Genomic DNA, 15,633 nt, shown 5'->3' with positions numbered 1-15,633 from the left:
TTCCTTTTCGCTATTAAGCTGTTTTAAGCTCCCACTTCAGATCCCGGCTTAATATCTAATTTTTTTGAGCGAGTAATATGAATCGCCAACAATAAAATGACAATTCCTAGACCAATTATATCAGTCACCATACCCGGATCAATTAAAAGAATAGCAGTCGCAAAGAAACCAATCCGTTCAAAAATATTAAGCTTCGTTCTGAAGAAGTTAAATACGGCTACAGCAAGTGCAAACACTCCAAGCATTCCTGTTAATAAAACCGGTATCGCACTTACAATGGATGCTGTTCCGCCTGTTTCATTTTGCATTACCATAATTGGGTTGTAAGCAATCATGAATGGGATAATAAACCCTGGCAGACAGAGTTTTACCGCTGTCCATGAAGTTTTCATTGCATCTGCCCCCGCTAGTCCGGCTGCAGTATAAGATGCTAAGGCAACTGGCGGTGTAACATTAGATAGTGCTCCAAACCAGAATACAAAGAAATGGGCTGCAATTGGATTAACGCCCGCTTCAACTAATGCAGGTGCTGCTGTAACAGCCACTACGATATATAGAGCAGTTGAAGGCAATCCCATACTTAAGATAATACATGTAATCATAATTAGAACTAAGATGATGGATAATTCTCCACCTGATAGTTCAATAATGTTATAGGCTAGAGTAGAACCAAGACCTGTCATCGTAACTACCGCGATGATAATTCCTACAGAAGCACAGGCAACCCCAACCTGAACGGTTCCTTTTGCCCCATCAATTAAAGCCTCTACGACCTTTTTAAACGTAATACGATTTGATTTATCTTTTGTGAGCCAGCTCGTAACAATAACTGTAATAATCCCGGCAAAACCTGCAAACAAAGGCGTTCTTCCAGATAATAGAGTTCCAATAATAACAATGATTGGAAGTAATAATAGACCTCTTTCTTTTAATACAGCCCACACTTGCGGAATTGAGTCTTTACTCATCCCTTTAAGACCTTGCTTTTTCGCTTCGATGTCAATTGCAAAAATTAAAGCTGCATAGTAAAGAATCGCAGGAATGACAGCTGCTAAAATAATTACATTGTAACTGACTCCTAAAAAGCCAGCCATAATAAAGGCAGCGGCTCCCATAATTGGCGGCATGATCATTCCGCCAGTAGATGCTGCAGCTTCTACGGCACCAGCAAATCTTGGCTTAAGTCCAAGACCTTTCATTAATGGAATTGTAAAGGTTCCAGTGGTTGCAACGTTGGCGACAGCACTACCACTCAATGTGCCAGTTAAAGCACTAGAAATAACGGCTACCTGGGCTGGTCCGCCACGTCGTTGTCCTGCAATCGCAATAGCCAAATCATTAAATAGTTTGGTAGCACCGCTTGCAGTCAGGAACGCTCCAAATAGAATGAAGATAATAATATAGGTAGTGGCAATTGAAAATGTCATACCAAAGACACCTTCAGTAGTCATATAAATGCGGTATAAGAGTCTCTCAATCGAGAATCCTGCATGTGCAAACAAACCTGGAAATGAAGGGCCATACACTGCATAAATCAACGCGATAAAAGAGAGTAAAGGAATAAAAATTCCAATCGTTCTTCTTGCAACTTCTAGCAAAATCACAACAGTGATGATCGCAAAAATATAATCCTGGGTAATCGCCTGTGACATTCTTACATTGTGAATCACAGAATAACTAAATAGGATATATAGGACTCCAGATAGTCCGACTACAGCCAAAATTGTATCCAGAATTGAAAACTTTTCTCGATTTCCCTTCTTTGTTGCCGGGTATAGAAGAAAGCCCAAAACAAATAGGAAACCTAGAAAAATAACATTACGGTAAATCTCCTGAATATTCATAAACCCATTAACGTAAATGGAAAAAACCGATAGACCAATGGCAAATACAGCTGCAATAGTGGCCTGTTTCCCGGTTAATTGACGAATGCCGCCGCCGCCCTCTTTATCCAAATCCATTTCTTGGCCAGCTTTAGGTGTCTTTTTAAATTTAAACATCCTATCCCACCTTCTTTCATTTCAATCAATCTCTTTATCTACTTAGTTTAAAAATTGGAGGGAAGAATCCCTCCAATTTTCATGTAACATTGTTTATTACTTAGCTTCTGGCGGAATTAAGTTTTCAGGGATCTCTAATCCTTTTTCCTTAAAGTACTTATATGCCCCAGCGTGTAGAGGTGCTGGAAGTCCGTCTAAAGCTGTTTCAAGTGTCATGTCTTTCGCTGAATCGTGAACGCCATACATAAAGTCTAGGTTTTCATATAGCGTTTTTGTTAATTGATAAACCGTTTCTTCGTCAAGCTCTTTTGTAACGCCTAAGAAGTTAGGCTGAGCAATCGTGTTGATATCTTTATCAACATTTGGGTAAGTACCAGCAGGAATCACGAATCGATACCAAGTGTTATAGACATTGTTAATCGCTTCAAGCTGCTCATCCGTTACTTCTAGCACAGTAGCATCCACACCGCTTGCATACATATCCATAACGGCAGCAACTGGGATACCGGCAGGAACAGATCCGCCATCAAGTCTTCCGTCACGCATTGCTGAAACAGTATCATCGTATCCTAAATACTCAGGTTTAATATTTTCTTTTGTTAAGTTAATACCTTCCATCATTACAAGTGTAGATTGTTCTGTACCACTTGCTTGCGGTCCTACTGAGAATGTTGTACCTTCAATATCGGAAATCGTTCCAGTTGAAACCTTATCGTTCATCATAAGAAAATGTTCAACGTTTGGCCATAGCATTGAAATTGAACGTAAATCCTCATAAGCATTTCCTTCAAAGTTTCCAGATCCGGCAACAGCTTGTGCTCCAATCAAACCTTGTAAAATAGCAAGCTGTGCTTCACCTTTTCTCAATAAGTCAATATTCTCTACAGACCCTGCAGAAGATTGACCTGTAGCCTTAATCCCTTCACCTTGCAGCTTTTCAGTCCAAAGGTTCCCCATTCCAACACCGATTGGATAATAAGTACCTCCTGAGGAAGCGGTTGCAATTGTAAGGAATTGCTGTTTCTTCTCTCCTCCATCACCGCTGCCTGTTCCCCCACAAGCGGCTAAAAGAAGAACTAAAATTGAAGTTAATACTAAAAATAAATGCTTTTTCATTAGTTTTTCTCCCCCTATAAGTTTGATCTCTTTGTTGATGAAAGCGCTTTACCAAAGTTGTAATACAAGTATACAACATTACAAATTTTAAATTCAACAATTTTTTTAAATTTTCGATTGTTCAGGACTTTAATGCAATAAAGAAAAGTTTACTAGAAAGTGGTCGCTTTCTGCGTTGCGGGTAGTGATTGCGGAGGGCTTGCGGACATCAGATTCGCTGCTGCTTGAGGGAAGTGATTACGGGGGGCTTGGGGACATCAGATCCGTTATCAGTGACAAATTGGCCGATTTTCAAAATTAGCGGACATTGGTTCCGCTATTTAACGAAATTCCAGCAATTTAATTTCGGCAAATAACGGATCGTATGTCCGATAAGTCTTTCAAAATAGCGGTTTTTTGAGAAATAGCGGATCGTATGTCCGCTACTTCCTTGGAGGGTAGCGATACGTGGGTACTTGCGGACATCAGATTCGCCGCTGCCTGAGGGAAGTGATTGCGGGGGCTGTTTGCGGACATCAGATCCGTTATCTGTGACAAATTGGCCGATTTTCAAAATTAGCAGACATTGGTTCCGCTATTTAACGAAATTCCAGCAATTTTTTATTGACTTTCGGCAAATAACGGATCGTATGTCCGATAAGTCTTTCAAAATAGCGGTTTTTTGAGAAATAGCGGATCGTATGTCCGCTACTTCCTTGGAGGGTAGCGATACGTGGGTACTTGCGGACATCAGATCCGCCGCTGCCTGAGGGAAGTGATTGCGGGGGGCTTGTTTGCGGACATCAGATCCGCCGCTGCCTGAGGGTGGTGATTGCGGGGGCTGATTGCGGACATCAGATCCGCCGCTGCCTGAGGAAAGTGATTACGGGGGCTTGTTTGCGGACATCAGATCCGCCGCTGCCTGAGGAAAGTGATTACGGGGGCTTGTTTGCGGACATCAGATCCGCTGCTGCCTGAGGGTAGTGATTACGGGGGCTTGTTTGCGGACATCAGATCCGCTGCTGCCTGAGGGTAGTGATTACGGAGGCTGTTTGCGGACAACAGATCCGTTATCTGTGACAAATTGGCCGATTTTCAAAATTAGCGGACATTGGTTCCGCTATTTAACGAAATTCCAGCAATTTTCTGCTGAATTTCGGCAAATAACGGATCGTATGTCCGATAAGTCTTTCAAAATAACGGTTTTTGGGGAAATAGCGGATCGTATGTCCGCTATCTTTTGGGTTTTAAAATTGACATACTATTCCCCCAATAAAAGAAGCCTCCCGACGTCGTCGAGAGAATAAAAGTTTATTTCTCTGATGCATATGTAATTAAAAATGGCTCCAAATCGTTAAACTCATTGAAACGTTGCTCCAATAGCTCCCCATAGCCAGGACACTTTACACCTCAAAACTTTTCCAATTCACGATTCATTTTATTGACTCCAATTGCAAATACTACCATTTATATGAATGCAAAAGGAGGATTGCTATGTTTCAAAAGTCAGCAGCAGATGTGATGATGGAAATGTTAATCGAGTGGGGCGTTGACCATATTTATGGGATGCCCGGGGATTCGATCAATACATTAATTGAATCGCTTCGTAAGGTTAAAGATAAAATTGATTTTATCCAAGTAAGACATGAAGAGACCGGGGCTTTAGCAGCTGCGGCATATGCCAAATTGACAGGGAAATTGGGTGTATGCATGGGGATTGCGGGACCAGGAGCGATTCACTTGTTGAATGGTTTATATGATGCAAAATTGGATGGTGCCCCTGTTCTTGCGATCGCCGGTCAGGTTGAAACGGACTTAATGGGAACGGATTTTTTTCAAGAGGTCGATTTACCAAGCGTGTTTAAAGATGTTGCCGTCTATAGTCAAACCATTATGTCAGCTGAACAGCTTCCCGCCGTTTTAAACCAAGCGATTCGAACCGCTTATGATAAAAAAGGGCCAGCCGTTCTTATCATTCCAGATGATGTACCGAAATTCGAGGTAGAACGGAATGCGCTGAAGACCACCTCTTTTGTTTCCAAGTCAACCGTTATCGCACATGAGGATGATCTCCGTGCAGCCAGTGAAATTTTAAACGAGGCAAAAAAGCCTGTTATTTTAGCTGGTAAAGGAGCGCGAGGAGCAAAAGATACGCTTCTCACGTTTGCGGAAATCTTAAAAGCTCCGATTATCCTAACCCTGCCAGGCAAAGGCGTCATTCCTGATGAACATCCATATAACTTAGGACAGCTTGGTTTGATTGGGACGAAGCCAGCAACCTTAGCAGTGGAAGAAGCTGATACCCTTATTATGATTGGTACCTCCTTCCCGTTTGTTGGTTTCCTGCCTGATGGACTCAAAACGATCCAGATTGACAAGGATCCGACCCAAATCGGAAAACGCTATCCCGTTGATGTGGGAATGGCTGGTGATGCGGGGGAAACACTCACTCGGCTGCTGCCGATGTTAAAGCCAGCGAGCGACCCGCAATTCCTTCAAACATGCCAGCAACACCTGCAAGAGTGGCGAATAAAACTGCAAGAAAAAGCTCAAACGGAGGCTGTTCCGATCAAGCCCCAGTTTGTAATAAACGAACTTCAAAAAGTAACTAAAGACGATGCGGTCCTTTCCGTCGATGTCGGGAATGTCACCGTCTGGATGGCGCGATATTTTAACATGACCAATCAGCAATTTATCATTTCCAGCTGGCTCGCCACATTAGGCTGCGGCCTGCCAGGCGCGATTGCAGGCAAGATTGCTTATCCTGATAAACAGGTGATCGCTGTATGCGGAGACGGCGGATTTCAAATGATGATGAACGATTTTGTTACAGCCGTAAAATATAATCTGCCGATGGTCGTCGTTATTTTAAATAATCATAAAATCGCGATGATTAAGTTTGAGCAAGAAGTGATGGGAAATGCGGAGTTCGGCACCAATCTCCACAACCCCGATTATGCCAAATATGCAGAAATATGCGGCGGTATCGGCTATAGGGTAGAAAAACCAGAAGAATTACCACCCGCTTTAAGTAAGGCTGTCCAAGAAACGAAACCCTGTATTATAGATGTTGTGGTCGATGCGGACGAAGCACCTCTCCCTGCCAAAATCACGTTTAGCCAAGCCATGGGTTATGCCCGCCATATGATGAAAGAGTTTTTCCAGGAAGGGACGATTCATAAGCCGCCTTTATAAAATTACATAAAAAAAGCCTTGTGAAGAATAAATTAATCTTCTAAGGCTTTTTAATTATGAGTAATTTTCGAACAATCCCCTGCGAATCAAGTTTGCAGTAACGGGCTGCTTTCCAATTTCGCGCGACCATATAGACAATTGACCGATGTGGTGGATCTCATGGGCTATAACATGTCGCATAACCTCCCCGTATTGGAAGGTCTCCCATTCGCCTTTGGCGTTTTGGTCAGACAAAATGCGAGTTTCCATGTCGCTATTCCAAGTGTAGATGAAAGGAGCGATTTCCTCATGGCAATGTGCTGAATACTCTCTTAACTTTTGCACGCCCGCATAGTCCTCAAACGGAGGCTCTTCAGGCATCGGCTTTCCTTGCAATGCGCTGATCCAGGCGTACTCGCACTCCACAATATGAAACAGCGTATAAAGAATGCTTCCCGGACCACCTATCCGTTTCTTCAGCAACTCTTCCTCGTGCACTTGGTCGCACCAGTCAAACCAATCTTTGCGTACCTGCCAGTTGTACTCAAATAATTTCAACATGCCATCCACCTTCCTTTTTCCCAAATATTGATCTTTAAAGAATTCGGGAAATTATTGAAATATCCTGCTCCATAAGCTCAAACATTTTCAACAAAAAATAGCGTTAATCCTTGAATTAACGCTCCTTCCCAGACAGTAACAAAGCCACAGTTAATGTATGATCTTTTCATCAATCAAATAAAATCTCTATTGAATTTTTTCGTCACTAATGACTTCATCAAATTTCCATTCTCCATTTTCTTTGATCAGTTTATAAGTCATGATGATGGTTGATTCAGGACTAGTGCCCCACTTTGGATAATGCACCGTTGCAGCTACAATTGTACCCTTTTCGGTTCCTCCGCTTTGTTCTTCAATTTTGATAACTTCAACAGGTCTCCAATTCCTTTCCCATGATTTTATAAGTCGATATCTAACGGAAGGGTAATCGTAAATATACGATTCTTCAAATTGCTCCATTAATCGTTTACTCATCATATCATAATAAGTATCAAAGTCCTTGTTGTTATAAGCTTCATAATGCTTTTCAACCATTTCTTCAGCTGTCGTATTATGTTCAAAAAGACCTGTTCCTTCTTCCAAAACATTACTTAGAAAAGGTACTGATACTATGATTAATACAAGGAAGGTTGCTGCTAATGCAATGTAATATTTCCATTTATCAGGTGATTTCTTTGTATTTAGTAATCTTCCTTCTATTTTAGTATTGATTTGATGCAAAATATAATGTTGTTCTTCTTCAGTCATGTTAATCTGATTTTTCATAGATTTAAAATCTTGATCATACTCATTCATTTCTGCATTAAATCGTTTCATTATGATATCCCTCCTTTTCTAGTTCCTTTCTTAACGCTTTCATCCCTCTGAACAAATTAACCTTGACTTTATTTTCACTCCAACCTAAAATTCTTCCGGTCTCACTGATAGACATTTCTTTAATTTTCCTTAAAATAATGACATCTTTATATGAACGTTTAATCCGATTCAATGAAATAAATAATTGCCTTTCAAATTCATTAAATATCGTAATGTCTTCAGGTGTTTTCTCAATGGCTTTAAAGGCTGGAAACAAATTAGAAATAGAAGAACTAGGTTTTTTCTTTCTTATAAAATCAATAGTTAAGTTTCGAGCTATTTTAAAAAGCCAGCTTTTTACATTTTCTCCGTTAAAGGATTCATAATGGCTGTATGCACGGAGGAAAGTATCCTGTAAAATATCATTTGTCTGGTCCCGATCACCTATCATAAAAAAGACATATCTAAAAATGTCATTACTGTACTCGTGATACCAACTATTTATTTGTTGCTTAATAATGTTTGGGTCCAAAAATTCATCCTCCTTCTACATTTCTTTTTTCACTGTAAAAACGGATAAAGCATATAAAAGGTTACACATCATTTTTTTTTTAAAACTTTCATTATATTAAACTTTAACTTTCTGCCATAAAAAAATGCACCTCCAAATGTTAGTTAGTGTCTAACATTTGGGGTGCAGTTCATCTTGGAATCCTCCTACACATTCAAATTATGGTCTTTGGTAAAAAGCAGCAAAAGAAAACTAAGAAAATATAAAATACAAGTAACTCCAAACAATGCAAAAATACTGGGAGTAAGCAATACATAGTAACTAATTGGTAATGACCATAAAAAAGCAGCTAACATTAAGAATTTCTTAGAGGTTAATGATGCAAAGATTGCTAGACAGGCAGGAAGAAACAGTGTTACAAAAGTGTTTAAAGTAGGTTCAGCAGATGGAGTAGAGTAAGGATTAAAAAAACTAAATACAACCCATAAAAACATACTAAAGATTCCAGCTGTCACTCCTACAAAAACCCCTACTTTTCTCATCTTCATTCCACCTTTTAAGTGTGCCTCTTACAATAATACATGCAGCCTGTATTACAATCCTATTTTCTTTAACTAATGCTCCATTAGTTCAATTACTTCATCATTCTTCGATCAACGCCCCCGTTAACTCAAAAACCTAATAGGGAAAGAATCACCGAAGTTTTACACTATAATGTCTCATTGATTTGGGTATTCCCTTTAACGCGAGTACTCCACTGTATACTAAATGCCGAATCCGATATTCTAAAAAGAAAATATTTATATACGCATCCATTTGTGTCAAAATTTCTCCTATCACGCTTCCGGTCTTGATATAATCTTTCGTTCCTTGCTTATGGTGTAGCTTTTCTATTGTTTCGATGATTAGTGAATCATAATGATATTCTGGTACACCTTTAATTTCATCGTCTATCCATAAACGTAAAACTTCTTTTGTTTCGGATAGTTTTTCCCATTCCTGATTAAATTGCATACGCTCTCTATCGGATAATGGTTTCTTCTCGTTGTTATTTTCATAGAACAGTCTTAAATTTTTTGGCTCCATTTGACTTGTATGGAGATAAGGTTGCTCTTCTTCGTTAGTACCATATCTCTCATAGAGTTCAGTTGCGTTCATAAGAAAAATCTCATTTGTCTTTTCTCTCAATAAATAGAGGAAAAAACGGAGACCTGTTTGTTCATCAGCATTATTCCCATACCAAATATAGATTGGAACATTATTTGCTATATCCTCAATCTCACGCAATGTATTGATAAATTTATTTTCATATTCATAATTTTCCTGCTCATAATTAATATTTTCAAATAACCATTCATTTCGATATGATTGGCCTATTTTCTCATGTAATTTCCATAATGGTCCAATCGAAAAGGATTCTGGAAATCCAATTACAGTCTTTGGTCTTTCAAGACTTACTCTTAAAGAACCGGCTGCAGATTCTGAAGTAACGATATGAACCGCACCTGATTGATTCCCCAGCCCCTTTAAATGTCGATATTTTTGAATATGTTTATTTATTTCCTCCACCATCTTGTTCATATCTTCCTGATTTACAAAGAACGCTTTTCCTTCATCTCCCTGTCTTTCATGATGATTAAACGTTTCAAAATCATCTCTATCATTGATTTCAAATGTCTCACACTTGTTCATGTCACGCAAATCCGAAACCGTTATATAATTGTGTGTTTCAATCCGATAAGCTAAAACTACATTTGGTTCAATCAAAAAATAGATAAATCGATCATTGATTTTAGTTTTAATTGGAAGCAACTCCTTTTCCACATTACCTGCTGAATTTTTTATTTCAAATTACCTGTATCGTGAGTTTGAGATTGAGTAAACCAATTTTAACATGATATTCCAGTCATGAACTGCGAGTTTATGAAAAGGATGGAAAAATAAAAAAGATCGTCTATTCTGACGACCTTTTTTGTCTAGCAACCTTAAATTTTATTAATATCATTTCTTGGAACGAAAATATTTAACAATCCAGACGATGCCTAACAGAGTCGATATTATCCCACCGAAACGTGTTGACCATATGTACAAAATGGATGGTTCCGCAAAGTCATTTGATTTCCAACTCTCCGTTATGAACCATATAATAGACGGGTTTATTAGCATAATAACACCGTTAATTATTAGAATTATACCAACGGCCATTTAAAAGATCACTCCTCAAAAAATCAAATCATTACCCAAAATACGATTTGATCATTTTATTGTTTCATTTTTTATAAAATACTACAGTTCCGTTGGTCAAAACGGTCAAACCAGAGCTGCAATCAGATTATTTATTAATAATTTTTATTTTAGTTGCAACTTCCTTTTCATTTTTCATTTCCACCCAAATCTTTACTTCTTGATTATTTGCTAATTCGCTCAATTTGTGACCATTTTCAACTATGTTTGTATCTTGATTAAAGTGAAACTCGGGAAAAATATAGTCAACTTCAGGGTCCATTTTAATTGGTGAAACAGTCAACTTTGTACCATCTATGGACCTGATTACACCGTGATAATCTGGTTTTATTAAAGAGTACAATGTAAATCCAATAATGAATAAAGCCAAGATTGACCCCAGTAAAATCAATAGTAGTGTTATTTCTTTTTTTATATGATTATTCATCCAGATCTCCCCCTAACTTTACCAAGATATTTGTATCCCTTCTTAAGCTAATCTGCTCCGTTAGAACAATAAGAAAAAAGGGTTGCAAAGCCCGTTGTTGTTAAGCTCTTGCCCCCGTTTGTTGAAGACGAATATCATTATAAATTTGCAAATCGTGATAAAACAAAATTCAGAAATAAACTTAAATGGAGATAAATTAAGGCTGGAAATATGCCCACTCATAAAGCAGGGCAGGGAAGGTAACTCCTATGAAATTAGAATAGCGATTTAAACTAGGATTTTTAGTTTAGTTGTTTGTTTAGATTGGCAATAATTAAAGGAACTTCTGCCAGATCTTCAACGATGTAATCTGCATCGACATTATTCCATTGGAAATCTTTCTTCCAAATTCCTTTCATCCCAATCTTTTGGGCGGCTTTAACATCATTTTCTGGATGATCCCCCATAAATATGCTTTCATTAGGTGATATATTAAGTTTTTTAATAGCTCTGTAAAATATTTCAGGATCTGGCTTTTTTATACCTTCCCATTCAGATACCAAGATAACATCAAAATACTTTTCAATGCCTAAAGCCTTTATGTTATTCATTTGGAATTGTCCATACCCATTTGTAATCAATCCTAAAAGACAATTGCTGCTTTTCAATTCTCTCAACATTTTAGTTAGATTATCAAAAGGAACACAACTGTTCTTAAACTCATTGATGTAATCATGAAGTAGTTCTTCCGAAGTTAATCCATCGATATTAAATTCATCGACTAACTGTTGATAAACTTTATCTTTCCAAACATACCCTCGCTTATCCAATTCTATAAATCTTGTCACATACTTCTCTTTAGAGATATGTCCTACCTGTTTATTTAATCTTTCGTATTGCCTATCTATAAATATTTTTACTGAATCATCTCTATTTAGTAAAGTTCCATCTAAATCAAATATCACAGCTTTAATCACTTTTAACCCCAACTCTCAAATTTAAGAATACTCATATTTTTCTTTAAAGATAGCATAAAGACCTTCTTTTACTAAACTGAACCTTTAGCAATAACTTCAACAAATAGGCCAAATCTAGTTTGAATTAACGCTACCGGTTAAAAAGGACATGTTTTCGCATGTCTTTTAAATTTGTTTTAGATATTTCTTGGTATCTTCCTTATTTTCGATATCTTTTATCGCATCACCTGGAATCGATATTAATTTACATACAATTTTAACATATTATTCCATGAATGGATTTCTGTATTAGAAATGGTTTGTAAACATTTTGCTTGTACCCATTCTTCTAAATAAACCCTGCCAATAGTTTAAAACTTCAATAAAGCTCAGACTATTAAAGTCAAAATCACCGTTTGGAGATTCAACTAATTCCCCGTAGTGTTAGTGAACCTTTAATGAAATAGTTAAGGTTTAAATCGGTACATTTTTCCTTGACGTTCACACAAGGTATATGTAAAATGTAAATCGTAATGATTACGATTTACAAAAAAAAAAGGAGTGTTATAAATGAAGATTTCATTTGCAAAAGGGTTAAGCTTATTTGCTATCAGTTTACTGCTTGCAGGGTGTCAGACTTCAGGTCCATCTGAAGGCGAGTCTGCTGATAATGAAACAACATCACCCTCATCAGTTGAAAAGCAAGAGCAAACATCTGAAAGTCACACACATGAGGGTGAACACGATCACAATCACAATCATGCACATGATGAAGAAACAGAGAAAATTTATGATGGCTATTTTGAAGACAGCCAAGTGAAGGATCGTTCACTCTCCGATTGGGAAGGAGACTGGCAATCTGTATATCCATATCTACAAGATGGTACGCTTGACGAGGTATTTGCTTATAAAGCAGAACATGAAGGTGACATGACAGCTGAAGAATATAAGAAGTATTATAATGAAGGGTATCAAACAGAGGTTGACCGTATCGTAATTCAAGAGGATACTGTAACGTTCTTCAAAAATGGAGAAGAATATTCTGGTGAGTATACCTATAATGGTTACGAAATTCTAACCTATGATGCGGGAAATAGAGGAGTAAGATACATATTTAAACTAGCAAAAAAAGCTGAAGGACTTCCTCAGTATATTCAATTTAGTGATCATAGCATCTATCCGAATGCATCTGATCACTTCCATCTGTATTGGGGTGAGGACCGTGAAGCTTTATTGGATCAAGTCAAAAACTGGCCTACCTACTACCCATCAGAAATGGATGGCCATGACATTGCCCATGAAATGATGGTGCATTAAATTAGGAGTCACTATGGTCATTACTTTGACGAGTATCTATGATTTAACCTTTATTAAACTAGAATCCTGCTAAAAAAGGTTAACAAAATAAAGCATATTGGGTTATATATGTCTGGAAGAGGGTTACCAAGTTCCCTCTTCCATCGCCCTAATAAGTGGAAAAGTCAGTGCAAAACACTCGTTCATAATCCATCTTAAGGTGTTTCGGTCTCTTCTTGAGTGGTATCTTCTTCAGCCATTCCTTGTTCATTTTTTTCTCGAATTGTTTGTTGTCCTTCTTGTACTTCTTCAATATTTTCAATGCCTTGAACAGGATCATTTTTAATGCTGTGACTCTTTTTTAATTCAAAATAAGTATCGAATACTTTTTTGCCGATATCTAAATTCATATTGTGTCCAGTCTTGATTGTACCCTGATAAGCTGATGGAACAACAACAGCAATTGCAATTTCAGGATTTTCGTAAGGTGCATAGCCGACTAATGAAATATTAGTAGTCGGAACAACTCTTTCTAACTCTGGGTCATAAATAAATGTCTCAGCTGTTCCTGTCTTTCCTGCTGGCTGATAAGGAAGGCCCATAAATGAACGTCCTGTTCCTTCTGGATGATTCATTACCTGATAAAAACCAAGCTGTACCTGATCAATTTCTTCTGGTGACATGGTTAAACGGTTTAAGACAACAGGATCAAAGGTGTCTAGAATCGGCCCCAAATGATCTTGGTCTAATATAGGTTCTCTAACTTCTTTAACTAACTGAGGTTTCATCCGATAGCCATCATTTGCAATTGTCGACACATATTGGGCCATTTGCAGCGGAGTAAATGAATCATAATTCCCAATTGAAAAGTCTAATACAAAACCAGCCCCAAATTCACCTTTATATCCGACTTGCTCGTTTGGTAAATCAATCCCCGTTGGAACGCCAAGACCAAACTGGGCAAAATTCCTTCTAAAAATATCTAAAGAATCTTTTCGTAAAGGCAATGGCTGGTTGTACTGATAATGACCATCACCGATCCCAATTGCAATTTTATACATGAATCCATTTGAAGATCTGCGGATAGCTCTTAGATCATCAATAGGTCCAAGAGCTCCTCCATAAGTACTTTTTGGTGGAGTTTTATAAATTTGAATCACTTCATCATCTAACCTTCCTCCAACCGGGAGGACTCCCTCCTCATACCCTGCTAGTACGGTTGCCCCTTTAACTGAGGAACCCATTACATAGGAAGTAGATATATTTCCTAATGCGAAATCCTGCATCTCCATTTTGCCGGTTTGTTCATTCTTTTGATACAGTTTTCCTGCTATCGTCAATATTTCACCTGTGTAAGGATCCATAATCACAACAAATGCACGATCTAAGTAATCGGTATCCGAATAATTATTTTTCTTAGCAATTAGTTCTTCTTCAATTATTTTTTCAACCTTTTGCTGCAGCTCCATGTCAATCGTCAGGATTAGGTCTTTACCTCGTTCCCCTTCAGAAATCACTTCTGTATCAATAATGTTTCCATTATTATCAGTAACGGTTTTAACCTTCGCCTTCTGCCCATGCAAGAGATCTTCATACACTTTTTCTAAATAACTTTTTCCGACGCGGTCATTTAAACTATAGCCTCGTGATGTATAATAATCTAATTCTTCACGAGGTATTCCTTCTTCAGCTGACGTTACCTTGCCTAACAAAGATTGCAGTGTATCACCAAATGCATAGTATCTTTCCCAGTCGGTAGTCGTATCTACACCTGGAAGAGCTTCTAAGTTTTCACTCACAACTGCAAATTCTTCTGCCGTAACATTTTCATTTTTTACAATTTGTGGAGTAAGAGCATAGCCGCCAATAAACTCAAAGTAGATCGCAGCGACTTCGAGTTCTTCCTTTGTAAGTGACTTGATATGATCTTCTGTTACTCTTTCTAATTGAACTTGATATAGACTATCAATTTTCTTATCCTTTAGATCTTGTCTGTCTTGATCGGTGATGAGAGCTTCAGCCTCTTCTGGATACGACATTAACCAAAAATCTTTCTTTTCACGTTCGGTTAACCCTTTCGTATCTTTTTCAATGAGCAGTGCCAACCGCTTCGCTACCTCAAGCATCTCGTTTTGATCCGCGTATTGGGCCTGCGTGTACGTAATCGCATTGAGCGGAATATTATCAACGATTACTTTCCCATTTCGATCGATCATTTTCCCCCGCGGTACAGAATTATTTACTGTAATTTCTTCTGTCCGTTCAATGTTCTTCGAATATGCTTCCCCATTCACGATTTGGACAACGCCTAATCTAAAAATGAGCATAGAAAATAACAAAAACACACAAAAGAATAAAATATTCAAACGAAAGGGGATATGGTTTCTTTTCTTCTTTTTTCCCATGAACCTTCGCACTCCTCTCTTTCTTATTGAAAAAAGTCAGTTAGCAGCTCATGCAGCTATCGCTTTAGCACCCTTACTGAATTAAAGCACCCGTTTAGTCTACCAATCTATTTTTTAGTTTCTCTGTGTTTACTTTATTTAAAGATCCATAATTTAATATTAACATAATATTCCAGTCCTTATCGCAATT

Annotated in this window: 14 protein-coding genes; 3 read left to right on the top strand and 11 right to left on the bottom strand. The window is 38.0% G+C overall.

What is annotated here, in order from left to right; genetic code table 11:
• Positions 1-23: 23 nt before the first annotated feature.
• Positions 24-2,000, bottom strand: a complete 1,977-nt coding sequence (locus CRO56_RS07940; RefSeq protein WP_097158079.1) for a TRAP transporter permease — start codon at positions 1,998-2,000, stop codon at positions 24-26.
• Between the two features lie 96 nt (positions 2,001-2,096).
• On the bottom strand, positions 2,097-3,116 hold the full coding sequence (locus CRO56_RS07935; RefSeq protein WP_097158078.1) for a TAXI family TRAP transporter solute-binding subunit: 1,020 nt from the start codon (positions 3,114-3,116) through the stop codon (positions 2,097-2,099).
• A 980-nt stretch (positions 3,117-4,096) separates the two neighbouring features.
• Here CRO56_RS07935 and CRO56_RS07925 point away from each other — a divergent pair.
• A complete protein-coding gene (locus CRO56_RS07925) occupies positions 4,097-4,402 on the top strand; it encodes a hypothetical protein (protein WP_097158076.1) in 306 nt (101 codons plus the stop codon).
• 187 nt (positions 4,403-4,589) lie between these two features.
• Complete coding sequence (locus tag CRO56_RS07920; protein WP_097158075.1) at positions 4,590-6,290, top strand: pyruvate oxidase; 1,701 nt, start codon at positions 4,590-4,592, stop codon at positions 6,288-6,290.
• Between the two features lie 54 nt (positions 6,291-6,344).
• Here the strand turns inward: CRO56_RS07920 and CRO56_RS07915 are convergent, their stop codons facing one another.
• From CRO56_RS07915 to CRO56_RS07880, 8 genes are all read right to left on the bottom strand, one after another.
• The gene (locus tag CRO56_RS07915) at positions 6,345-6,830 is read right to left on the bottom strand and encodes a DinB family protein (protein WP_097158074.1); all 486 of its coding nucleotides are present in this window, start codon (positions 6,828-6,830) and stop codon (positions 6,345-6,347) included.
• A 186-nt stretch (positions 6,831-7,016) separates the two neighbouring features.
• Entirely contained in the window at positions 7,017-7,646 is a 630-nt protein-coding gene (locus CRO56_RS07910) for a nuclear transport factor 2 family protein (protein ID WP_097158073.1), read from the bottom strand.
• Positions 7,633-8,157: an RNA polymerase sigma factor gene (locus CRO56_RS07905; protein ID WP_245855703.1), complete on the bottom strand. Its 525-nt coding sequence runs from the start codon at positions 8,155-8,157 to the stop codon at positions 7,633-7,635. The genes CRO56_RS07910 and CRO56_RS07905 overlap by 14 nt, the downstream gene beginning before the upstream one ends.
• Positions 8,158-8,342: 185 nt before the next feature.
• Complete coding sequence (locus CRO56_RS07900; protein ID WP_097158072.1) at positions 8,343-8,678, bottom strand: hypothetical protein; 336 nt, start codon at positions 8,676-8,678, stop codon at positions 8,343-8,345.
• Between the two features lie 151 nt (positions 8,679-8,829).
• Entirely contained in the window at positions 8,830-9,948 is a 1,119-nt protein-coding gene (locus CRO56_RS07895; protein ID WP_245855699.1) for a DUF1835 domain-containing protein, read from the bottom strand.
• A gap of 189 nt (positions 9,949-10,137) precedes the next feature.
• Positions 10,138-10,341 (bottom strand): DUF6199 family natural product biosynthesis protein, encoded by a 204-nt coding sequence (locus CRO56_RS23510; RefSeq protein WP_342745880.1) that lies wholly within the window; start codon positions 10,339-10,341, stop codon positions 10,138-10,140.
• Between the two features lie 127 nt (positions 10,342-10,468).
• Positions 10,469-10,807: a hypothetical protein gene (locus tag CRO56_RS07885; protein ID WP_097158071.1), complete on the bottom strand. Its 339-nt coding sequence runs from the start codon at positions 10,805-10,807 to the stop codon at positions 10,469-10,471.
• Positions 10,808-11,088: 281 nt separating this feature from the next.
• On the bottom strand, positions 11,089-11,763 hold the full coding sequence (locus tag CRO56_RS07880) for an HAD family hydrolase (RefSeq protein WP_097158070.1): 675 nt from the start codon (positions 11,761-11,763) through the stop codon (positions 11,089-11,091).
• A gap of 549 nt (positions 11,764-12,312) precedes the next feature.
• Here CRO56_RS07880 and CRO56_RS07875 point away from each other — a divergent pair.
• A complete protein-coding gene (locus CRO56_RS07875; RefSeq protein ID WP_097158069.1) occupies positions 12,313-13,059 on the top strand; it encodes a metal-binding protein ZinT in 747 nt (248 codons plus the stop codon).
• Between the two features lie 194 nt (positions 13,060-13,253).
• On the opposite strand, the gene CRO56_RS07870 is transcribed toward CRO56_RS07875, so the two are convergent.
• Entirely contained in the window at positions 13,254-15,443 is a 2,190-nt protein-coding gene (locus CRO56_RS07870; RefSeq protein ID WP_245855679.1) for a peptidoglycan D,D-transpeptidase FtsI family protein, read from the bottom strand.
• Positions 15,444-15,633 lie beyond the last annotated feature (190 nt).

The organism is Bacillus oleivorans (genome assembly GCF_900207585.1).
In the GTDB taxonomy this organism is placed as follows: domain Bacteria; phylum Bacillota; class Bacilli; order Bacillales; family JC228; genus Bacillus_BF; species Bacillus_BF oleivorans.
Note: the sequence above shows the minus strand (reverse complement) of the source record. Positions and strands in the feature narration are given on the sequence as shown.